Origin of the sequence: Mangrovibrevibacter kandeliae (assembly GCF_024519155.1) — a bacterium.
Classification (GTDB): domain Bacteria; phylum Pseudomonadota; class Alphaproteobacteria; order Rhizobiales; family Rhizobiaceae; genus Mangrovibrevibacter; species Mangrovibrevibacter kandeliae.
Map to the genome: position 1 here is coordinate 1 of NZ_JANIFJ010000002.1, position 23945 is coordinate 23945.

A 23945-nucleotide genomic window follows, 5' to 3' on the forward strand; every position below is an offset into this window, starting at 1 on the left:
GATCGAGCGAAGCCGCCCGCAGCTCTGCGCTGCCGGCCGAGAGTGTCGTGCCGGTCAGGGCACCGCCCGCCGTCAGCGTCGCCTCGCCCGTCGCGGTCAGCCTGTCGAAGCCGAGCGCACCGCCGGCATCGGCCGTCAGCGAAGCCGCCTGCACCGTGCCGAAGCCGAGGTCGCCCCCGGCATCGGCCTCGAGCGTGCCCGCCGTCACCGTCCTGGTCGTCAGGTTCGAGCCGGCCGACAGCCGCGCGTCGGCGGCCGCCGTCAGGTCGTCCACCGACAGCGCCGTCTTCGCCGAGACCGTCGCGCCCGTCGCACTCGTCAGCGTCCCGCCGGTCACCCGGCCGCCGCTGGATGCCACCACGATGCCGCCCGCGCCGGTGGTCTCAAGCTTTCCAAACCCGAGGTCGCCGGCCGACGTCCAGTCCTGGTCGCCCGACGTCGTCACCGAGCCGAGCGTCAGGCCCGCGCCCGAGGTGGCCGTCACCGACCCCGCCGCCAGCGTGTCGAAACCAAGCGCACCGCCCGCCGACAGCCGCAGATCGCCGCTCGCCGCAAGATTGGCCACCCACAGCGCCGTCTTCGCCGAGACCGTCGCGCCCGTCGCACTCGTCAGCGTCCCGCCGCTCACCTGGCCGCCGCTGGACGCCACCGCGATGCCGCCCGTCCCCGTCGTCGCCAGCTGCGTGAAGCCGAGATCGCCGACCGCCTGCCAGTCCTGGTCGCCTGTCGTCGTCACCCTCCCCAGCGTCAGGCCAGCGCCCGACGCCGCCGTCACCGACGCCGCCGTCAGCGCGTCGAAGCCGAGAGCACCGCCCGAACGTAGCGTCAGCGTCGTCCCGGCGAGCGTGACGAAGCGCGCATCCCTCGCAGCGTCCACCTCCACCGGGCCGCCGCTGCTGGTCAGCGTACCGATGATCACCGCACCGCCGCCTTCGACGTCGATCTTCTGCGCCGCGGTCAGGGTCGCGAGCTGCAGCCCCTGCTCGGCGGTGAGCGTGACACCACCCTCGCGACTGACGATGCTGCCGCCCAGCACTGCGCCTCGCGCGGTCAACCGCACGGTCCCGCCGGCCTCGACGGCCAGACGCGAGGACGCCACCGCCAGTCCATCGATGGCGCCGCCGGCGCTGAGCAGAATGCCGTCGGCAAGGCGTGCCGTGAGGAGGCCGCCAGCGATCGAGCCACCCGCAAACAGCCGGATCTGCGCCGCGTCGATCGTGCCGAGCGCCATCGAGCCCGCCGTGGTGATCGACGTCGTGCCGGACGAGACGATGCTGGAGCCGGTCCCGCCGCCGAGGCTGCCGGCCGCGAGGGTCGCATCGCCGGCCGAGGCGGTCAGCGCAGCGCCGGCTTGCAGCTCGAGCGAGCCCCGGATGTCGATGCCGACGCTCTCGCCGGTCACGGGTCCTGCGACCACGAGGCGGACGGGCGTTCCCGCCGCGATCGCCACCGTCTTCGCCGTGACGCTGCCGATCACCAGCGACTGACCGCTGCCGACGCCGAGCCGGACCGCACCACCGGCCGTCGCCTGCAGCGTGCCCTCCAGCGCGGTTCCGACGGCGAGGCGCATCGATGCCGTGCCGATCGAGCCGCCGGCGGTCAGCCGCACCGCGCGGCCGAGCACCGCGACGGCGTCCGGATCGAGATTGTCGGAGAAGATCGAGCCGCTCGCCGTCAACGCCGCCGTGCCGCTGCGCGAGTAGACGGTCTGGACCAGAAGGTCCACCGGCTGAGCGGAATTGGCGATCGCCGCGACGTTGATCGAGCCGGAGGCGCGGGCGGTGAGGCTGACCGCCCCGCCCGGCGAGGACAGCCGTATCGCGGCCGCCTCGGTGCCGATCGCGCCGTTGGCGGCTTCGAGCACGTAGCTCGCCGCGCTCGCGGGCGCCGCACCGGCGCCCTGCGTGATCGAGTCGCGCGCCTTCAGCCGCAACTCGCCGGCGACGTCGATGCTGCCGAGATCAAGGCTGCCGCTCGAATTGACATAGGCAAACCCGCTGCCGCCGCCGGTGCCGGAGACGCCGAGATTCAGCGTGCCGCTGCCGGTGTTCACCGGCCGCACCGACTGGATGCGGATCGTCCCGTCGGCAAAGGACAGGAAGTCCGAGCGCTCGGCGGTCAGAAGCGCGATCTTCTGCGCGTCGCTGTAGCTCGAAGGCGCCGCGCCGACGTCGATCGTCACGATGCCGGTCTTCTCGCCGAGGCTGACGCCGGCCTCGAGCGACACGGTCCGGCCGCTGACGTTCGCCGCCTTCAGGACGACGTTGGTCCCGGTCACGGCCCTCAGTGCGCCGGCCGAAAGCGACAGCGCGAGTTCGCGCTCCGTCCAGGCGCCGCCGGCCGAGAGCTTCGCGACCTCGGCACTGCTCGCGACATAGGTGCCGCCGGAGAATTGCCCGCTGTAGGCGGAGAGTTCGGCATGGAGCGCGAAATAACGGCTGGTGAGGTCGGCCTCGCCGCTCGCCAGCTGCGCCGCGATCTGCGCATCGGACGCACCCGGATGAGCCGCGCGGTAGGAGACGGCAAAGGCGGCCTTGTAGGCGTCCGAATAGTGATAGGCGAAGTTGGCGTCGAAGACGGCGTTCGCCGCGCCGGCGATCGCGTCGAAGCTCTGCTTCTTCTGGGCAGCGCCCGCCTGGAAGCTGTCGATGTTGGCGGACAGGCGCGCGTCGTTCGCGGCCGTGCCGGAGACGAGGCCGAGCGCGTTCCAGAAGTCGAGAAGCTCGCCGTAGGTGCGGGTGTCGATCGTCTCGACCGGGTTGTTGTCGTAGATCGCGCCGGCGGTGACGAGCTTGACGTCGCCGCCCGCCGACACCGCGTGGTCGAGCAGGATCGTGCCGTCGGCATTGCCGCTCCAGCCCTGGGAGCGGATCCCGATGTCGCCGGCCGCGTCGACGGCGAGGCCCGCCTTGCTGCTGGCGGTGATGCCGGTGTTGGCATCCTTCGCGCCGGTGCCCAGCCGCACGTTGAGAAGCGCGCTGGTGCTGCCGACCGAGCCCGACTGCGACACCAGCTCGACGCGCGGACCCTGGATGTAGGACGAGCCGTTCGCCGCGGTGATGCTGCCGGAGGCGGTGATCGAGACCTTGGCCTCGTCGCCGCCAAGTCCGGCCGCGACCGTGCCGATCGCCAGCGCGCCCTTGGACTCGAGCGTCACGCCGCCCTGCGCACTCGCGCTCAGCGTGCCCGTCGCCTTGACCGTCACGGCGTTCACCGCCGAGCCGATCGATCCCGTGGTTGCCGTCAGCCCGACGTCGCGCGCCGCGATGCTGCCGGTGGAGGTTCCGACGATGTCGGTCCCCCGCACGGTGACGCTGCCGCTGGCGTTGCTCAATGCCCCGGTGAGCGACACCTGGCTCTTCGATGCCACGTCGATCGTGCCGGTGTCGCTGCCGATGAACTTGATGCCGATCGCATAGTCCGCCTTCTGCGAGACGGTGGTGATCGTCTTGTTCGTGATGACGTTGTCGGCGGTGTAGCCGTACTGCCAGAGAATGCAGGCCGTGTACCAGATGCAGTAGCTCCACTGGTCGTGGACGGTCTGGTAGTTCTTGTTGTTGTTGGCGTCGGTCTTGATCGTGCTCGACGTCGTGTACGACGCGGTACCGGTTCGGCCGGCATCGACGACGAGCCGCGTCGCGTCCGTCATCCGATAGCTGTTCAGGATCTCGGTCACCTGCCGCGTCAGCGTCACGTTCTGGCCGATCGACAGCACCGGGGCGTCGAAGAAGCGGGTGCCCTCGTAGGAGGTCGAGGTCTTGGTCGATGAGTCGAGGCCGCTGAGCGTCTCGTATCGCAGGCCCGTCTGCGGGTTGTAGGTCGAGCCGCGCGACGAGCCGTAGGACGTGCTGCCGGTGTTCCAGGCGGTGAAGCTGTTGCCCGAGAAGGTGCCGGCGACGAACGCGCCGTTCTTGTCGATGGCGCCGGTCGCGGCCGACTTGATCACCTGGTACTGGCCGTTGACGACGTCGCGGGTGTAGGTCGTCTTGACCGCCGCCACCGGATAGGCGGCATTGGCGTCGACGATGCGCTGCACGTCGGTGATGTCGATGACGCCGCGCACGCCGCGGCCCGTGCCGGACGCGTCCGTGCCGGTGCTGATATTGCCGAGATCGAGCGCCTTCGAGGAGTTGTTGGTGATCTGGACCTGGCCGTAGCCGTCCAGCACGCGCAGCTCGCCTGCATTGGCCGAGGTGTTGAACACCTGGCCGTAGATCTGGATGTAGCCGCCCTGAATGACCGTCGGCTGGACCTTCAGGGTCTGGGTGGCGACGTCGTAGTCGACGCCGATCGCCTGCCGGATGTCCCTGCCGCCCTGGCTTTCGATGGCGACCTGATAGGTGCCGGTCAGGTTGGTGAAGCTGGTGCCGAGCGCCGCGCTGACGACCTCGAAGCGGCCGGCCGTGCCGAGCGCCGCGTTGGCCGAGCGATACCGCACCGACGGGTTGATCTGGACGATGCTGCCGTCGGTGCGGCCGACCGCTGCCCCCGGCACGCCGTAGCCGATGTCGCCGCCGTTCACGACGACCCAGAAATTGTCGTCGATCTGCGCCCAGCGCGCGTCCATGCCGCTCTGCACGACGCCGTTGATGTTGAGATAGCGCGCGGCCAGCGTCACCGAGCCGTTGGCGATGATGCCGAGGCCGGCACCGACGCCGGAGGCCGGGTCGCCGGCGACGTGGTCGAAGCCGTAGACGTAGCTCTGCACGAAGTCGCCGCGCTGCGCGGTGATCGCCACCGAGCCCGCCTCGATGGTGCCGTTCGAATAGACGTTGCCCACCCTGGAGGTGATGCCGACCGAGCCGGCGACATTGCTGATCTTGGCGCCGGACGCGACGGTGAGATCGGGCGCGAAATAGTCCTGCGTCTTGAAGAAGTACGGGTTGGCCGCCGCCTTGCCCGCATCGAAGGTCACACCCGCCGGCAGGGGGATCGGGTTGCCGTAGCTGTCCTTCGGGTTGTTGAACTGCGGGTTGATGCTCGGGTCGTAGTAGGCGAGGCTGTCCGGATCGTATTCGGAGGAGATGACGATCGCGGGCTTGGCACTCTGCGTCGCCGCGACCTCGACCTTCTGGAAGGCCGCGCCCGTGCCGCTGCTGTTCAGCCGGTTGATGTCGGCATTGCTCTGCACCAGCACGCCGTTCAGCCGGATGTGACCGCCCATGTTCGGGTCGATCGTCAGATTGCCGACAGTCAGATTGTTGGCGGTCCGGTTGGTGATGGTGATCGAGGCGTCGCCCGGCGCATCCAGCGTGCCGGTGCCGGTGAGCCGGTCGGCCACGACCCGGATGCCGCCGGTGCGCGCCAGAACGTTGCCGACGGCGATCGCGTTGTTCTGGGGCGAGTTGAGATTGGTCTGCGGCAGCGTGTCCAGGATCGAGCCGATCTTCTGGAACGCGTCGGCCGCGGATTTCACCTTGTCGATGTCGGCACGCGCGCCCTGCAGGCTGATCGACAGCGACGCCGTGCTGATCTGGTTGAGGATGCCGTTCTGGATATTGCTCCAAGGGCCCTGGATCGGCAGGCTGGAGCTGGTGGTGCCATCGGGGTTGCGAGTCGGTGGGTTGAAGCTCGCGAGGAAATTCGTGAGGTCGCTGAGAGCGCCCTGGTTGCCCGCGGTCGGACCGAAGTTGCTGACGATCGTCTGGATCCGGCCGCGCAGAACGTCCAGCGGCTCCAACGCCGCCGTGAAGTAATCCGTGACCCCCTTGGCGTTGACCTTCTGCTTATCGAGCAGGCCCTGCAGCGTGGTGTAGGTGCCTTCGGCCTGGGCGAGCAGACCGGCGATGTCCGACGGGCTTGAGCCGGACTCAAGGGCCGCAGCGAGCTGCTTGATCTGCTGGTTCAGGAGTTGGCTCGGCGCGACGCTCTGCGCCTTGATGTCGAGCACCTTCTGGATCAGCGCCGTGATCGCGATCGAGTCCGTACGTGCGAAGAGGACCTGCGGGCTGTAGGTCAGGTCATCGTAGGAGAGGAGATAGGCGTCGCGGTCGAAGCCTTCGCCCGAGGGCACGACGGCCAAAACGGCGTCCTTCAGGTTCTCGAACAGCGTCGCGTATTCGTCCTGCAACCAGGACGCGTTGGTCGACGCAAAGCTCTGCGGCGTCCAGTCGTTGCCGTAACCGCTCGGCTTCGGCCAGGGATCGAGGACCGCGGCTTGGCCGGCCTCGTCCGCCAGCGCCTTGATCTGGTCGAGCAGCGCCGCGCGGTTCTGCAGCGCCAGCTCGTAGTCGCTGAGCGTGCCGACAGGGCCGCCGGTGCCGTCGGCGGAATAGCCGAGCGCGATCAGCTTCTGCTCGAGGAAGTCGATTTCCGCCTGGAAGGCCCCGCGCGCCACCGGGTCGGTGCCGTAGTCCGCCATCATGCGCCGCAACTCGACGATGCGGTCGAGGATGTTGCTGCCGATGCGCCCGCCCGCCTTCAGCGTCGCGCCGATGTCGCCGTCGAAGGCGATGCAGGCGGTGGTCGAGACATTGCAGTCGGCCGTGCTCTGCATGGCATAGGAGATCACCAGCGAGCGGGCCCGCTGCGTGCCGGTCAGTACCGTGCCGTCGACCCGCACCTCGCCATCGCCGGTGACGGAGGCGCTGCCGCCGCGATGGTCGAAGGTGACCTTGCCGCCGCCGAACAGCTCCGACACGCCGCTGGCAAGCTCGCCCAGCGCCTCGAGGTAGATGTCCTTGCCGACGCCGACGGCGCTCGTGGTGATCGTGCCGCGCGTCGCGCGCAGGTCGATGTCGCCCGCCGTCCCCAGCCAGGAGCCGGCGGCGAGGTTGACGAGAGCGGCGTTCGAAACGGTGAGCTGCGGGTTCGGCGTGACGGTGATCGGCAGGGCGACGTTGTTGAAGAGATCGACCCGCGCGTCGGCGTTGATGACGCCGGACTGGCCAGCAAGACCCGCGCCGGCATTCAGCGCGACGTTGCCGGTGGCGAGGTCGTCGCGGCTGTTGGCGGCAAGCCGCGCACCGCCGCCGAGAAGGACGGTGTTGGCGGCCCTGTAGGTGCCGTCGGCATTGCCCGAGGCGGCGCCCGCCAGGCCGTAGGTCACCGCCGCGGCCCGCAGCATGATGTCGGCCTGATCCCATGCGGCGATCGCGACGTTGCCGTTCGACACCATCAGCGTGCTGTTCGTGCCGAACTCGACAGCCGCCTTCACGCTGCTCGCGTCGAACTTCGTCGTCGCGTTGGCCACCGCGATGAGGCCGCCCGAATCGAGCCGGGTCTTCTCGTGCGCGATGATCTCGTTGTAGGCCTCGATCCGCGCGCCGTCGCGGTCGCTGCCGGCGGACGTCAGCAGCACGCTTGCGCCGTCGCCGAGGCGCGCCGCGGTGTCGTGCGTGACGGTGAGGCTGGCGACACCGGCCGGAGCGTCGATCGCGCCGCCGGAGCCGGAGGTGACGTCCGCGGTGACGAGGTCCGGGTTGGCCGTGCGCGTGCCGCCGTTGCGCAGCGAGAAGCTCGCCTCGCCGGCGAAGAGCTTCTGCGTCGTGTTCAGCGCGGCCATGTCGAGATCGTGCGCCGCGACCTTGGCGCCGGCACCGATCAGCGCCTGCACGGTGGAGTTGACGCTGTGGCTGGCCGACGCGCCGCTGCCGCCGACCACCGAGGCGTTGACGCTGGTGACCGTGCCGGCGACCGACTGCAGATGCTCGGCATGGAGCGAGAGCGCGCCGGTGAGCGCGATGTCGCTGCCACTGCCGAGCTTGGCGGTGGTGCGCGAGGTGCCGCTCGTCTGGACCGAGGAGGCGAGGCCGGAAATCAGGCCGCCCGATCCGGCGGCGGAGGTGACGGCATTGCCGTCGTCGCCCTTGGCGAGAACCGTCAGGTTCTTGCTGCCCACGGCTGCGCCGTCGCCGAGGATCGCCTCGTAGACCGTGTCGGAGTTGGCGGTCGCAACGTTGACGCCGACCGCCAGCAGCCCGCCGACCGATACGCCGACCGCGTCGGCCACCTGCCGGGTCGTGCCGCTCGCCTGGAGCCGGACCGTGTTGCCGCTGGCCGCGATCACCGCGCCATTGCCGACGGTGGCGTGCACCGCCGAGGTGGTCAGCGCCGTCGCGGCGGTGGCCTGGATGCCGACATAGAAGCCGCCCGAGCCGGTGATCGCCTGGGCGTAGTTGCTGCGCGCGCCGCTGAGGAGGGTCGATGCCAGGACGTCGACGGCGCCCGCCGAGGTGATGCGGGCATTGTCGCCGATGGAGGCCGTGACGTCCGTCTTGCTGCGGGCATCGGCGACGGAGGCGCCGACGCTGCCGCCGCCGCTGACGGCGACACCGACGGCGATGGCGCTGGTCTTCGGCGTCGCGCTGGCGTCGAGCTTGACCCCGTCGCTGCCGACGTCGGTCAGCACCGAGGCGTTGCCGATGCGCGCCGCGACGACCGACTGGTCGTAGGCATTGGCACCGGTCGCGGTGCCGGCGAAGGCGAACCAGCCGCCGGCGAGGCCGCCGGACACCGCCGACATCGCGCCGGAGCTGGCCGCCGTCAGCGCCACGGCGGTGAGCGAAGAAGGGGTTGCGCCGGATGCCGGCGTCTTGGCGCGGATCACTGTGCCCGTGGCGGTCTGCGCGGTGACGCTCGAGGTCTTGTTGGCGCTCGCCATCGCGGCGCCGATGGCGACGGTTCCGGCGACCGAGGCGCCGCCGGCGCTCACGGTGCTGTCGAGCGTGTCGCGGGCGGTCACCTGGACGCCGCCGTTCTTCAGGGTCAGGGTGCCGCCGACGGTCGCGGTGGTCTTGGTGTCGATCAGGCCGAACGCCAAAGCGCCGCCGAACGCGCCGCCGACCGAGCCCGCGCCGCCGACGGCCGTCATGAACACGGCCGCCTTGTCGGCCGAACGGGCCTCGGTCGTGGCCGTGACGGCGAGGCTGTCGACGGTGAGGCTGCCCGACGCCTCGGCCGTGACGGCCTGGGCGATGGTGGTGAAGCCGAGCGCGCCGCCGACCGCGACGCCCGCCGCCGCGCTGGCGCCGACCGCGTAGTTCTCGGTGCCGATCTTGCTGTCGGCGGTCACCGTGACGGCGCCGGCGTCGAGCGTCGCGCCGGCGATCCTGGCGACGATGCTGTCCTGGCGCTGGGTCGCGAAGGCCGTCGCGACCGCATCCTTCGGCTGGTAGGCGGCCGTATCGGCCATGCCGGGCATCTCGGCCACGCCGTCACCCAGCGGGCCCTTGTGATGCGCGTCGCCCTTCGCCTCGGTCGGCGACAGCGACCGGTTGGCCTCGCCATTGGCCGCGTTCAGCGTGTCCTGCACGCTGCCGGCGATCTCCGACGGCAGATCGGCGCCGAGGACGAGGACGTTCAGCGAGGCTGCGATGCTGGTCGACGAGCCGATGCCCGCCGTCGCGGCGGTGGCCGTGACGTGGCGATCGGCGGTGGCTGCGACCCTCGCCGCGCCGTTCACCTTGAGGCTGCCGTTGAGGACCTCGGCCGCCACCAGCGACTTGACGAGGACGATGTTGGCCGCGGCGCCGATGCCGGTCTCGGCCGCGTTGAAGGCGCCGGTCGCCACGTTCAGCTCGAGCGTGTTGTCCGCCGTGACGGTGAGGCTGCCGGTCGTCGAATTGGTCAGGTTGGCGACGCGCGCGGTGGTGTCGCTCATCACCACGCTGAAGTTCAGCATGCCAGTGAGGGCGAGCCCGGCGGCCGACCCGCCCATCGCGGCGTCCAGCTCGAAGTCGTGCGAATCCGCCGCGACCCTCGTCTCGCCGGCGACCGTGATGGCGGTTGAATGGGCGGCATCGCCGAGGAGCGCCTCGATGGTCGAGCGGTTGACCGTGAGGTTCAGCGCGCCAGCCGCCGCCGCGCCACCGATTGCAAGGTTGCCCGATGCCGTGGCCGTGCTGGTGGTGCCGTCGGCGGTGACCGACAGGGCGCTCGCCCGCGTGCTGCCGCCCAGAAGCTTCGCCGAGGTGACGAGGTCGTAGACCGTCAGCCCCAGCGAGCCGGCCGCACCGCCGACGCCACCGCCGACGCCGGCCATCACCGTCAGCACGTCGGCCCGCGACTTCGCCACCACGGCGACCGATGCGGTACCGTTGCCGATCTGCGAGTCGGTGATCGAGGCGAGCGTCTGCCGCTCGGCGACGGTGGTGACGAGACCGGCGGCGGCGCCGAGGCCGGTCGCGGCGGCGCCGTTGAGGTCGATGCTCTGGCTCAGCGTGTCGGAACTCGCCATCACCCGGACATTGGCCGTCGAGCCACCCGTCGTATTGACGTTCGCGCGCGTCACGGAGGCCTCGACGAGGCCGCCCAGCACGTTGACGATCGGGCTCGCGGCACCCGAGAACGAGACGATCGCCTCGAAATCGGCCGAGACCGCTCCGGTCATGGCGCTGGCGCCGATGCTCTGGCGCGAGACGGCCGAGACGTCGACGCCGGTGACGGAGGCCATGCGCTGGCTGAGGTCCGGCGTCAAAAGCACGAGCGAGCCGACGAGGCGGGTGATGTCGTAGCTCGGCGTGTTGACGAGGTCGCCGCTCGACACCTGGCTGGCGGCGCGATTGCCGCGGCCGACCACCGTGGTGACCGGCCCGCCCGCCGCGCTCTCGATGCGCGCCGTCGTCTCGCCCCGCACGACGTTGACGAGCGTCGAAAGGCCGATACCAGCGGTCTGGCCGACCGCGAGCGCCCCGGCTGTCGCCTTGATCGAGTCTTCGTTCAGCGCTCCGACGAGGACGTTGCCGTCGGCGCTGACCGTCGCGCCGCCCTTCACCGTCGCATGCACCTCGTTGAGGGCCAGCGACGAGGCAATCGAGCCCGCGACGCCCGCCTCGAAGCCGGCGCCGAGGCTCGCCGCCACCGTGACGAGGTCCGCCTTCGAATTCGCATTGACGACGACGTTGCCGCTGGCGTTCAGCCGGGCCTGATCGACCGTGCCGGACGTGGTGTTGGCGATGGTGTTGTTGACGATCGAGACGCCGGCGCCGGCCATCTCCGTCGCGATGCCGATCGAGCCTGCGCCGCCGCCGGTGAGCCCCTCGCTGGTGGCGTTGACGATGATGTTGCGGGCGGTGACGACGGTCGAGGCGCCCTCGATCGAGGCCGAAGTCGAGTTGTTGATGAGGTTGATGGCGAGGGAGCCGAGGGCGCCGATGGTGCCGCCGTTGCTCACCGCGATGCCGGCCGCCGAGCCGAACACCGCCGCGCCGTCCCGTGCGTCGATGTCGACGTCGCCGCCGGCGGTCAACGTGATGCCGGAGAGGATCGACTGATGCGTGTGGCGGATGCCGCCATAGAGCGCGCTGACGCCGGCCGCGTCCTTGCCGCCGGCGACGACGCCGGCAAAGCCGACCGTCAGCGATCCACCCGGCGCGCCGGCGAACTCGAACACCGCACCGGTGAAGTCGAAGCCGGCGTCCACCGCCGCGTAGTGAACGATCTTGGCGAGCTCGGCCTCGAGATCGCTGCGGCGATCGCTGCCGGACGCGACGCGCACGTCGCCCGAGACGCTGATCGTGTCGGTGCTGCGGCCGCGGATCTCGGCGAGCGTCGTCGGGCTGACGTCGGAGAAGACGATGGCGCCGGCAAGGCCGAGCGAGTTGGTGGAAATCGCGACAGTGCCCGCGCCGGACAGGATGCGGCTGACGGCGAACGCGTCGACGGCGAGATTGCGATAGCCGCTGAGCGAGCTGTTCTCGATTCGCGCCGAAGCGGCGTAGCTGTTCACCTGGTTGGCGACGACCGTCGCGGTCAGCGCCAGCCCGACGCCGGCGCCCTTGCCGCCGGCCGCGGCGACGCCGCCGATGCCGATGTCGGCGTTCTGGTAGGAGGTGACCGCGACGTCGGACTGCGATCCCGTGCCGGTGAGGCGCGAGGTCTGGATGGAGGCGCCTACGGCATCGAAGATGCCGCCGAAGGACACCGAGCCGGCGAGCGCGATACCGTTGTCGTTGGTGTTCGCGGCGACGCCGAGGCCGAGCACGATCTGCTGGCCCGAGCCGAGGGCCTCGACCTTCACCGACCCGGAATTGGTGATGGTGCTGTTGAGGATGTCGGCCGAGGTCGTGTTGACCGAGACCGCCACCGCGATGGCCGCGCCGATCGCGGCGCTCGCCTTGGCGGAATCCTGGCCCGCGAGCGTCAGCGAGCCGGCGCCGCTGGTGGTCGAGATCAGAAGGTCGTTGCTGGCGACCACCGCGACACCGACGCCGCCGGTCGCGGCGAGCCGCGTCACGGTGGCGCCGTCGAGATAGGCGCGCGTGTCGAACTGCGTGCTCGCGCCGGACAGCGATCCGGTCGCCGAGATCGAGAATTCGCGGCTCTGGCCTTCCGCCGGACCGGTGTTGCCGGACGAGATGCCGTCGCCCACCTTGGTGAACAGCGTTCCGATCTTGTCCTGGAAGAAGCCCTTCACCTTCCCCGAGCTCTCGGCGGAGGCGGTGAGCTTCTTGCCGTAGGTCGTCGACCGCTGCCCGACGCCGGTGTCGAGCTTGGAGGACAGCTTGTCGCCGATGCTCGGCTTGCCGTCCTTCGGCGCGGCGACGGCCGCCGCGACGGAGGCGGTGAACAGGCCACCCCCGGTGTGGGCGGTGACGGCGAGGTCGTTGGTCCGGATCGAACCGGTGATGGGCGCGACGCCAGACTTGTAGCTCGCGAGCCCGAGGCCGGAGACGTCGCCGACATAGGCGGCGGTGTCGGCTCCCATGTTGGCCCAGGCGGCCGACAGCCCGACCGAGCTGCCGGTGGAGATCATCAGCGAGCCGGTGACGTCGATCGCCAGCGCCTCCTGCTGCGCGTCGATCCGCACCCGGTCGGCCTCGATCACCGCCGTGTCGGCGATCGCGGCCTTGGTTTCGTTGTCGATGACGAGGATCGAGACGAGCCCGGTCAGCCCGAGCGCCGAGCCCTTGCCCGAGCTCGGCGCCACCGCGACGATCATGTCCCGCTTGTTGGCGGCGACCGACACGTCCGTGCCGGACTTCACCACGGCGTTGTTGGCGATCGCGGCGACGGTGCGAGACGACGCGATGTCGATGAGCACCGAGCCGCCGGCCGACGTGCCCTCGCCGCCCTTGCCCTTTTCGGACTCGCCGCTGTTGGCGAAGACGCCGAGCCAGCCCGGGCTGCCGGCGATGCTGGCGGATTCGCTGGTGCTGCTGGCGAGGACGTCGACGCCGGCCGCAAAGCTCTGCTGAAGCGCCGTGCCGCGATGCGCGGCATCGGCACCGCCGAGGGCGACCGTCCAGCCGTCGCGGTCGGCGCCGGTCGATGTGACCGTCGCGCCCGTGCCGATCGAGGCTTCGGCGTCGTGGGCGATGTAGAGGACGTCGAGCGAGCCCGCGATGCCGAGCTCCTTGGCGGCGCTGGTCGACGACGCGTAGCTCGTCAGCACCTTGTCGACGACGCCGCCATTGGCGTTGATGGCACCGCTGAGATTGCTCAGCGTCGCTTTCATGTCGCTGGTGAAGCCGCCGAAGCTCGTGAAGTCCGGAAGCAGCTCGTCAGGCGTGGGATACTCGATCGTCAGCGGAGTCGCGGAGACGGCATGGACGCCGACATTGGCGCCCTCGACGGTGGTCCCGGCTCCGATCGTGGCGTGCGAGGTGTGCTGATAGACGCCAATGGTGAGCGCCACGGCGACGCCGGCAGTGTTGGCGTCCTCCTCGCCGGAGCCGCTGCCGCTGTTCGTATCGCCGTCCGACTTCACCTTCTCCGAGCCGATGACGATGTCGGTCTTGTTGCGGATCGGCGAGTCGTAGACCGACGAAAACACGGCGACGTTGCCGCTCGAGCGAACCGTCGGCGCAGCTTCCGTCGACGTGCCGCCGATCGTCGCGTCGGCGACGTGATTCTGATGGGCGATCGACAGGCCGAAGCCGAGGCGGAAGACCTCGGTGGGCAAGAACTCGGAAATGTCTTCCGCGCCCACCGCACCGGCCAGCATGCCGGACGGGTTCAGCACCTTGAACCGGGCCGGCGTCGCCGCCCGCTTCGCCGTGTCCGTGATGCCGGGACCGTTCTTCGCGGTCGCGCTCGTCGCGTTCTTGAGAATGTCGGTGACGGCCGAAACGGTGACGGAGGATGGTTTGGTGGCGCCGGTCCCGACAGTGCTGCCGAGGCGCGCGATCGACCGCAGCGAGGCGTCGTTGTAGGCGATGGCGAGGCCGATGGCCCCGTCCTCGCCGCCGTTGGCGCTGGCCGAGACGCTGACCGAACCGGTGCTGGTCGCGGCGATCGACAGTGCCCCGCCGGTGGTGAGCACGGCGCCCTGGTGCACCTCGGCCCGAGCCTCGGAATCGACCACGCCGACCGCGATCGCCGCGGCGGCCGGCTTGTTCGTATCGGCCTTGACCGCGAAGGTCAGCGCATTGCTGGCGGCGAGCGTGATGCCGCTTCCAGCCGTGATCTTCGCGCCCGAGGCGACGTCGACCGCCGTGCGCACCTTCGCCTGGCCGACCGCCACCTCGAAGACGCTGGCGCTGACGTCGTCCCCCTTCACGACGGTGTCGCCATGCGCCTGCAGCGTCACGACCTCGGAAGCGGTGAGCGAGGCGGTGCCGAGGATCTGCACCATCGCCTGGGTGTCCGCACCGACGAAACCGCCGAACATGCTGCCGAAGATGTCGGTGGCGCTGCCGAGCGTCAGCTGGCCGAAGCCGAAGTCTTCGGCCGCGTCCTTCAGGTCGCCGGCGTGCGAGTCTGCGGTGCTGTAGGCGCCGACCGTCACGTTGCGGCCGGTGAGCGTGCCGCCGACATTGACGCTCGCCACGACCGTCGTGAGGTTGAACAGCGAGCTGCCGCTCGCGGCCGCCGCGACGACCACGTCGCCGCCGCGATACCCGCCGGACGAGTCGGCGCGCAGCGTCGCGCCTGCCGCGATGTCGATCGCATGCCCGAGCAGGCGGATCGACCCGGAGTCGCCGATGGCGGTGCCCGAGCCGTCCGTCATCCGGGTGTCGATCGTGGCCCCGGCGCCGATCGTGATGGTCCCGCCCGCCAGCGTCACGTCGTAGGCGTGCGCCGCGTCGTGCGCGGTGCGGATCACCGCTCCGGCAGCGACGGTGAGCGCGTTCTTGGCGAGCAGGAGGAGATCGCCGTGCACGCCCGACAGATCGTACGTGCCGGAGATGGTGAGGTCGTTCGGAGCGAGCGTCAGCGTTCCCGCCGCACCGCCGGTGCCGCCCGTCAGGTCGGCGGCGAGGCCGGCGATCTGGATGCCGTCGAGGCCGGACAGCAGCACGCTGCCGCCGTTGGCCGCGATACCGCCCTTGACGGACATGTCGGCGCCTGGAACGGCAAGCAGGTTGTGGCCGGCGACGACCGAGATCTGGCCGCCGGAGCCAGTGGCGCTGCCGATCGCATCGACATGCGACAACAGGCCGAGCGTGACGTCGTGGCCCGCGGTCACCGCGATCTGACCACCCGTGGCGCCGGCCCGCGTCACGGCCAGACGACCGGAGACCTCGGCGTCCTGCACCGCGTCGAGCGTGATGTCCGCCGCGCCCGAAGCCGATGTCGCGCTGGCGACGACGCTGCCCGACGACTTCAGCGTGACCGCATTGCCCTTCAGCGACACCGCCGCATCGGCGCCGGCGTCTGCCGTCGCCCTGGTCTCTCCGTCGAGCGTCAGTCCGACGCCTGCGGCGAGACTGACGAGCGCGGTGGTGCGCGGCGTCGGCACCGGCGCGCCGGTGCCGTCCGCCTTCGCCGACAGATGCGCCGTGCCCGCGACCGTCACGCGGGCGCCGGTGGCCGAGAGGGTCGCGCCGGCCGCGCCGCTGCCCGAGGCTGCGACCTCGCCGGCAACCGAGAGGTCGCCGTCGGCGGCAAGATCGACGGCCGCGGCCGGCCGTGCCGTCGGCAGCGGCACGTCGGTCACGCTCGCCGCGGCGGAGAGCTTGGCCGCGGTCCCCACCGTCACGCGCGAGCCCTTGACCGTCAGCCGCCCCGAGCCGGCCGCGGCGTCGGCCGCTCCGCTCGCCTTGGTGGAGATCGAGCCGTTCAGGCCGACGTCGCCATTCGCCACGAGCCGGATGCCGCCGCCGGAGACGACGAGCTCGCTGCCCCAGTCGAGGCCGCCGGTGTTGACCGTGCTGTCGAACGCCTCCCGGTGCTGGGTAAGCCGGCTCTCGTCGTCGAGCGCGATGGACTGCGCCCGCACCGCAATGCCGCCGAGGGCGTTGATCTTGCCCTTGATCGACACCGAGCCGCTCGGCGAGATCGGCACGTCGCCGGTGATCAGCCGGTCGGTGAGCGCCTCGTCGATGACACCGTTCGAGCCGATCGCCCGGTCGAGGAAGTCCGAGGTCGGCGTGTTGACCATCAGGCTGCCGGTGTTGACGACGCCGTCCTTGCCGACGACGAAGCCATAGGGGTCGGAGAAGACGAGCTTGCCGCCGACCTTGGCGTTCTTCACCGCATTGAGGGTGCCGTCGACGCGCACCGCCGAGCCGCGCACGACGTTGACCAGCGTGTCGGTCTGGTCCGGCAGGTGCAGGTTGACCGTGTTGCCGCCGCCGACCTGGAAGTGATCGAACGAGTTGAAGCCGACCTTGCCGCGCACCGTGGTGGTGCGCACGTCGGCCTTGTTGCCGTTGACGGAGGCGGTGGTCGCGGTGCGCCCGTCGGGGATGATGGTGTTGCCGGTCCCGCCGATGTTGACGGCCTGGGCGAGCGACGGCGCGGCGAAGGCGAAGGAGCCCGCGATCGCCGTGCAGGAGAGAAGGACGTCCCTCATCCGCGGTTGGTAAGCCATGCCCTTGCCCTCGGAAGCGCGCGCTACACCCTGCCCGGCGGAGACGCTTCAGCCTCCGACCGGTGGGACGTCGATGATCAGAACTGGCCCGGCTCGACCTTGAAGATGTCCGGGTCCTGCGGGTCGGCGAGGTAGGACAGCAGCAGGCCGACCGGCGCGAGCACGGTCTGCTCGGCGTCGGGCTGCGGCACCGCCGCCTCGTTGGTCGCCGCACTCGCCGCCGCCTTGTCGGCGACCGCCGGCTTGGTCGCGGAGGCGAGCATCAGGAGCAGCGCCATGCGGCCCTCCTCGTCGGTGCCGCGGAACATCACCACGCCCTCCGGCACCGCGGCGTTGACGAGAACGCTGCCGCTCGCAAACCCCTGCCCGAGGAAGTAGTTCTGCAGGATCTTGGCATCGGCGATCAGCTTCTCGGGGCCGATCCCCGCATCCGTCTCCGGCGCCCACAGCACCGAGACCTGGCTCAGCGCCTTCGACTGGTAACCGAGGACGTAGGAGACGAGAGCGGTGCCGCCGTCCTTGAGCACGTCGTTCACCTTCACCGACAGCACCTCGGTGCGCTCGGTCGGATTGGCGGTCTTGGTGATGGCCTTGTCATCGACGCCGAAGTCGGACCGGATCGCCGCACGGACCGCCTTCTCGTCCATGCCGAAACGGGCGGAACGGAAGCCCGTGACGCCGGGCTTGGCCTGGGTCGCTCCGGCGTCCGCGGCGACTTTGCCGGCGGCCGGCGCGGCACCGGCCGGCACGGCGGCGCCGAGGGTGGAGGCGAGAACGGCGAGGCCCGCGAGCGCTGCGCGTTGCCGCGACGCGTAAGCCTTCAAAGACGACATATGCCCAATCCCCCTCAAATGTTGGAGGATTTTTAACAGGTTCACTGATGAGCGCGTTAGGCGCACAGTCTCAATTTCAAGCCCCGGCCGCCGGGATTCGTCTCAAGCGGCGCAACGCAGGGCCCGCGGGGCCGGCAGGGGCTCAGGCGCCGTCGGACGCCAGGCCGGCTTCGAGCGCCTGACGCGTGGTCAGGACCCAGTCGCGGAGCCGGTGATCGCCGGAGCGCGGTTCGGGCGGCGCCAGGACCGGACGGCCCCGCGCCTCGCTCGGGGACAGGGCGAACTGCTGGCGGAACGCCGTGCGGAACGTGGCGCTGCTGGCAAAGCCGCAGTCGGCGGCGATCGTGTCGATCGACGCGCCGGCGCCGGCCGTCGCGAGCATCTCGCGGGCCCGATCGAGTCTGCGGCGCTGCACCAGCCGCAGCACGCCGCCCTCGTCGGTGAAGCGCCGGTAGAGGCTGGCGCGCGACGTTCCGAGAGCCCGCGCCAGGGCCTCGATGCCGAACGGGCGCGACAGGTTCGTGTCGACATAGGCGAGGAGCGCGACCCGCAGGGCATCGTCGCCTCCGTCCTCGACCTCGCCGCCGCCGCGCATCCCCTGCGCGACAATGATGCAGAGCGCCCGGAGCGCCGCGGCGACTTCGGCCGGGGTCATCTCGTCGCCCCGTCCCATCAGGTGCGTCAGGTAGGCCGTCGCCAGGTGGCAGAAGGGATGCTCGCGCGGCAGGACCTGGCCATGACACCACGTCGCCGCGATCGGAGCGGCGACCTCCCGGCGCATGATCAGGGTCAGGTTGGCGAAGTCGCCCGCCACCGTCTCGAGCCGGCGCGCCAGGTCGAAGACGACGACGTCACCCGTCCGTACGGTCACCGGCCGACCGGCCGCGCTGCCGGTGAAACCGCCCTCGTAGTAGAGCTGGATGACGATATGGTCCCAGCCGCCGGGCAAGGCCTCGATGTCGTCGCGCAGAAAGCGCTGCGCCTTGCTGGTCGCCCGGGCGACGAGGTCATCGCCGAGGAAGCGGATCGACACGCTGGCGTCGAAGCCGTCCATGGCGGCGGCGCTCGGCAGCGAAACCTCGAACAGCGGCCGCACCAGGAGGCTCCAGACGGCGAAGCGGTCCGCCGGCGGCAGCGGCGTCAGCGCGAATTCCAGCGCCTGCACCTCCTGCACGTTCGGCATTGCGGTGTCTTCGTTGTCGCTCATCGGGCGGCCTCGCTCAAAAGTCGGCCAATCTCCAGCCAGCTGCGACGACCGATCACCGCCGACCCGTCGCCTCCCATTCCTTCGGCGACGAGATGCCGCCGCGCCTCGGACGGCGAGAAGCCGAAATGCTGCCGGAAATGGCGGGAGAACTGCGACGGATCGGGAAAGCCACAGGCGTCGGCGATGCTCTGCACGGGCACGGCGGGCTCGGTGCGCAGGCGCCGCAGCGCCACCAGCAGCCGCTCGCGCGTAATGAAGGCCTGGATACCGCCGTCTGCCTCGAAGGCGCGAAACAGCGAGGCGCGGGACAGGCCGCAGCGGAGCGCGATCAACGTCGCGTTCAGTGCCGGGTCCAACAGATGCCGGTCGATGAAGCCTGCCGCGACCGCGCGGGCGCTCGCCCGGGCAAACCCCTTGGCGCGGGCGTTCGGCTCCTCCCCCGCCGCGCCGCCGACCATGGTGAGGAAGGCGTCCAGGGCGGCGCCGGACTCGGCATCGTCCAGTTGCGGCGCGTTCAGCACCGTCTCGCTGAGATGGCTGTAGGCGAGCGCCCGCAGCGCGTCGGATCCGTTGAGGAGCACGCCGTGGGGCGTCGCCGAGAGATACTTCTCGACCCGCGCACGTGGCACGAGAAGGTTGACGTCGGCGGCCTCGGTCGTGACCTGCACGATGGAGCGTGAGAGGTCGATGACGTGCACGTCGCCGGCCCTGCCGCTGACCGATCGACCATCGAAGTCGCCGGTGAAGGAGCCGCCGGCATAGCCCTGGAAGGCGACGTAGTCGGACAGCTCGCGGGGCGCATGCACGGGGTTGCGGCTGTAGCGCTGCGCCGAGGCCGCCTTGTCGACGGCAAGGTAATGCCCGGTGCACGACACCCGGATGCGGGCGGCGAAGCTGTCCCGCTCGCCGCTGTACCAGGGATCGTAAAGCGGCTCGACGGCGGCACGCCAGACATCGAGGCGCTGTGCAGGCGGATACGCACTGACGTCCACGTCTGCGACGATACGCGTCGAAGTCACCCGGACCTGCCTCCCCAAGCACGATCTTCGGCCCGCGATCCGCCCGCGACGAGGCGGCCGTAAGGGCACTCGGGCAGTTAAGACACATCGCCCGGTCAAAGGTCCAGAAGAAGATAATATGGCCGTTGAACTGGATTAATGCGAGCCCATACCACGGGTTTCAGTCGCCAGGGCGTCGCGATCCGTCGGTGCCCGGCGTCGACGCGGGGTCAGGCGGCCGATCCCTCCCGCCCCGGCACGTAGTTGAGGATCGGCGCCAGCCAGCGCTCGACCTCGGCCAGGGGCATCGCCTTGCGCTCGGCATAATCCACGACCTGATCGCGCTCGACCTTGGCAACGCCGAAATAGTGGCTGTCCGGATGAGAGAAGTAGAGACCCGACACCGAAGAGCCCGGCCACATCGCATAGCTTTCCGTCAGCTCGACGCCGGTCGCGGCCGTCGCGTCGAGCAGCTCGAACAGCGTCGCCTTCTCCGTGTGGTCGGGCTGTGCCGGATAGCCCGGCGCCGGGCGGATGCCCTGGTAGGACTCCTCGACCAGTTCCTGCGGGGTCGCCCGCTCCTCTGCCGCGTAGCCCCAGAACTCCCGCCGCACCTGCTCGTGCATCCGCTCGGCGAAGGCTTCGGCGAAGCGGTCGGCGAGCGCCTTGACGAGAATCGCCGAGTAGTCGTCGTTCGCCCGCTCGAAGCGCTCGGCGATCGCCACCTCCTCGATGCCGGCGGTGACGACGAAGCCGCCGAGATAGTCGGGCTTGCCGCTCGAGAGCGGCGCGACGAAGTCCGACAGCGCCACGTTCGGGCGCCCGTCGCGCTTCGACAGCTGCTGGCGCAGCGTGAAGAAGCTCGCCCGCTCGACCGTGCGACTTTCGTCGGTGTAGAGGCGCACGTCGTCGCCGACGGCGTTCGCCGGCCAGAAGCCGATCACCGCGCGCGGAGCGAACCACCGCTCCTCGATGATCTTCGACAGCATGCCTTGCGCGTCGTCGAAGAGCTGGCGCGCCGCCGGCCCCTGCTTCTCGTCTTCGAGGATCTTCGGGTAGCGCCCCTTCAGCTCCCAGGTCTGGAAGAAGGGCGTCCAGTCGATGTAGCGGGCGAGTTCGGCGAGGTCCCAGGTCCGGAACGTGCGCGTGCCGAGGAAGCTTGGCCGCGGCGGGGTGTAGCTGCTCCAGTCGATCGCATGGGCGTTGGCGCGCGCCCTGGCGAGCGGCAGGCGCTGCTTGTCCGCCTCGGCGCGGGCATGGGCGTCGGCGACCTTGCGGTACTCCGTACGCACGCCCTCGACATAGGCGGCGCGGCCCTCCGGCGAGAGGAGGTTCGATACCACGCCGACGGCACGGCTCGCATCCGTCACATAGACGGTCTGGCCCTTCGCGTAGCGCGGATCGATCTTCACCGCGGTGTGGACCCGGCTCGTCGTCGCGCCGCCGATCAGGAGCGGGATGTCGAAGCCCTCGCGCTCCATCTCCGAGGCCACGTGCACCATCTCGTCGAGCGACGGCGTGATCAGGCCGGACAGGCCGATGACGTCGACCTTCTCGGCCCTTGCGGTTTCCAGGATCCTGGCCGCCGGCACCATGACGCCGAGATCGATGATCTCGTAGTTGTTGCAGGCGAGGACCACGCCGACGATGTTCTTGCCGATGTCGTGGACGTCACCCTTGACGGTCGCCATCAGGATCTTGCCGGCGCTTTCGCGCCCGGTCCCGCCCTGCGCGGCCTTCTCCTCCTCCATGTAGGGCAGGAGCACGGCGACGGCCTGCTTCATGACGCGGGCCGACTTCACCACCTGCGGCAGGAACATCTTGCCGGCGCCGAAGAGGTCGCCGACGACGTTCATGCCGGCCATAAGCGGTCCTTCGATCACATGCAGCGGCCGGGCCGCGGCCTGCCGCGCCTCCTCGACGTCCGGCTCGATGAAGTCGGTGATGCCGTTGACGAGCGCGTGCTCGAGCCGCTTCTCGACCGGCCAGTCGCGCCAGGCGACGTCCTTCTCCTTCGCCTCCCGGCCGGCCTGGCCGCGATACCGCTCGGCGATCGCGAGCAGCCGTTCGGTCGCGGTGCCCTCGCCCTTCGGCATCCGGTTGAGGACGACGTCCTCGCAGGCCTCGCGCAGCTCGGGGTCGATCTGGTCGTAGACCGCGAGCTGGCCGGCATTGACGATGCCCATGTCCATGCCCGCCGCGATGGCGTGATAGAGGAACACCGCGTGCATCGCCTCGCGCACCGGCTCGTTGCCGCGGAAGGAGAAGGAGAGGTTCGAGACGCCGCCGGAGATGTGGACGTGCGGCAGCGTCGCGGTGATCCGCCGCGTCGCCTCGATGAAGTCGACGCCGTAGTTGTCGTGCTCCTCGATGCCCGTCGCCACCGCGAAGATGTTCGGGTCGAAGACGATGTCCTCGGGCGCGAAGCCGGCCGTCTCGGTCAAGAGCTTGTAGGCGCGCGTGCAGATTTCGACCTTGCGCGCCTCGCTGTCGGCCTGACCCGTTTCATCGAAGGCCATCACCACGACCGCCGCGCCGTAGTTCCGGCAGAGCCGCGCCTGCTCGAGGAAGGCGGCCTCGCCCTCCTTCATCGAGATCGAGTTGACGATGGCCTTGCCCTGCACGCATTTCAGGCCCGCCTCGATCACCTCCCACTTGGAGCTGTCGATCATGATCGGCACGCGGGCGATGTCCGGCTCGGCGGCGACCAGATGCAGGAACTCGGTCATCGCCTTCTTGGAGTCGATGAGGCCCTCGTCCATGTTGACGTCGATGACCTGCGCGCCGTTCGCCACCTGGTCGCGCGCGACGTCGAGCGCCGCAGCGTAGTCGCCGGCGGTGATCAGCTTCCTGAACTTAGCAGAGCCGGTGACGTTGGTGCGTTCGCCGACGTTCACGAAGGGGATTTCGTCGGTCAGCGTGAAGGGCTCGAGGCCGGCGAGGCGCAGCATCGGCTTGACCTCGGGCCGCTGGCGCGGCGCATGGTTCGACACCGCGTCGGCGATCGCCCGGATGTGCTCGGGGGTCGAGCCGCAGCAGCCGCCGACGATGTTGACGAGGCCTTCGCGCGCAAAGCCGTCGATCTGCGCGGCCATCGCCTCCGGCCCCTCGTCGTATTGGCCGAACTCGTTCGGCAGGCCGGCATTCGGATAGGCGCAGATCAGCGTGTCGGCGACGCTGGACAGCTCGGCGAGATGCGGGCGCATGGCGTTGGCGCCGAGAGCACAGTTCAATCCGATGGTGAACGGCTGGGTGTGGCGGATCGAGTGCCAGAACGCGGTCGGCGTCTGGCCGGAGAGGGTCCGGCCGGACAGATCGGTGATGGTGCCGGAGATCATGATCGGCAGCTCGACGCGCTTCTCGGCGAAGATCTCGCGGCAGGCGAAGATCGCGGCCTTGGCGTTGAGCGTGTCGAAGATCGTCTCGATCAGGATCAGGTCGGCACCGCCGTCGACGAGGCCGCGCAACTGCTCGCCATAGGCGAGGCGCAGATCGTCGAAGGAGATCGCCCGGAAGCCCGGATTGTTGACGTCGGGCGAGATCGAGGCGGTGCGATTGGTCGGCCCGAGCGCGCCGGCGACGAAGCGGCGCTTGCCGTCCTCTTGCTCGGCTCGGTTCAGCGCGCGGCGCACCAGCCGCGCGCCGTCGCGGTTCAGCTCGTAGACCTGGTCCTCCATGCCGTAGTCGGCCTGGGCGATCGCCGTCGAGGAGAAGGTGTTGGTCTCGACGATGTCGGCGCCGGCGATCGCATAGCGGTAGTGGATCTCCTCCACCGCCTTCGGCTGCGACAGGATCAGGAGGTCGTTGTTGCCGCTCTGGTGGCAGGCGCAGCCGGCGAAGCGGTCGCCGCGGAAATCGTCCTCGCCGAGATGCAGGCCCTGGATCTGCGTGCCCATTGCCCCGTCGAGGATCAGGATTCGCTCGCGTGCCGCCTTCAGCAGAGCCGTCCGCGCGTCCTCGCGCTCGCGGGTGCCAGCCGCACCGTCGAAGAGGGCGTCAACCGTCGAAGCCATGCGTCATCACCTTGCCGGACCGGGCGCCGAGATCACATAAAGATATCCTTATGTCAATAAGCGATGACGTGACTGGCCTTGCCTCCTGGTCTTCGACAGCCGCAGCCGGGGTCGAGTTCTTGGGGTCAGGAGGCCGCACCACGTGCAGAGAGCGGCAACCCGGCGGGTCCGCAGGCTCGAGACCGCGGCCCCCGCCTT

The 23945-nt window shown here is 70.1% G+C and carries 5 protein-coding genes; all 5 read right to left on the reverse strand.

Going from position 1 to position 23945, the window contains the following annotated elements:
* Positions 1-16696, reverse strand: a 16696-nt coding sequence (locus tag NPA30_RS06390; RefSeq protein WP_256801593.1) for a leukotoxin LktA family filamentous adhesin, incomplete at its 3' end; no start/stop codon positions are given.
* Positions 16697-16773: 77 nt separating this feature from the next.
* Complete coding sequence (locus NPA30_RS06395) at positions 16774-17529, reverse strand: hypothetical protein (RefSeq protein WP_256801595.1); 756 nt, start codon at positions 17527-17529, stop codon at positions 16774-16776.
* A gap of 142 nt (positions 17530-17671) precedes the next feature.
* Positions 17672-18736 carry an AraC family transcriptional regulator gene (locus NPA30_RS06400; protein ID WP_256801597.1) on the reverse strand — a complete coding sequence of 355 codons (1065 nt, stop codon included), beginning with the start codon at positions 18734-18736 and terminating at the stop codon, positions 17672-17674.
* Complete coding sequence (locus NPA30_RS06405; RefSeq protein ID WP_256801599.1) at positions 18733-19755, reverse strand: helix-turn-helix domain-containing protein; 1023 nt, start codon at positions 19753-19755, stop codon at positions 18733-18735. The genes NPA30_RS06400 and NPA30_RS06405 overlap by 4 nt, the downstream gene beginning before the upstream one ends.
* A 209-nt stretch (positions 19756-19964) precedes the next feature.
* Positions 19965-23747 carry a methionine synthase gene (metH, locus tag NPA30_RS06410; RefSeq protein ID WP_256801603.1) on the reverse strand — a complete coding sequence of 1261 codons (3783 nt, stop codon included), beginning with the start codon at positions 23745-23747 and terminating at the stop codon, positions 19965-19967.
* Positions 23748-23945 lie beyond the last annotated feature (198 nt).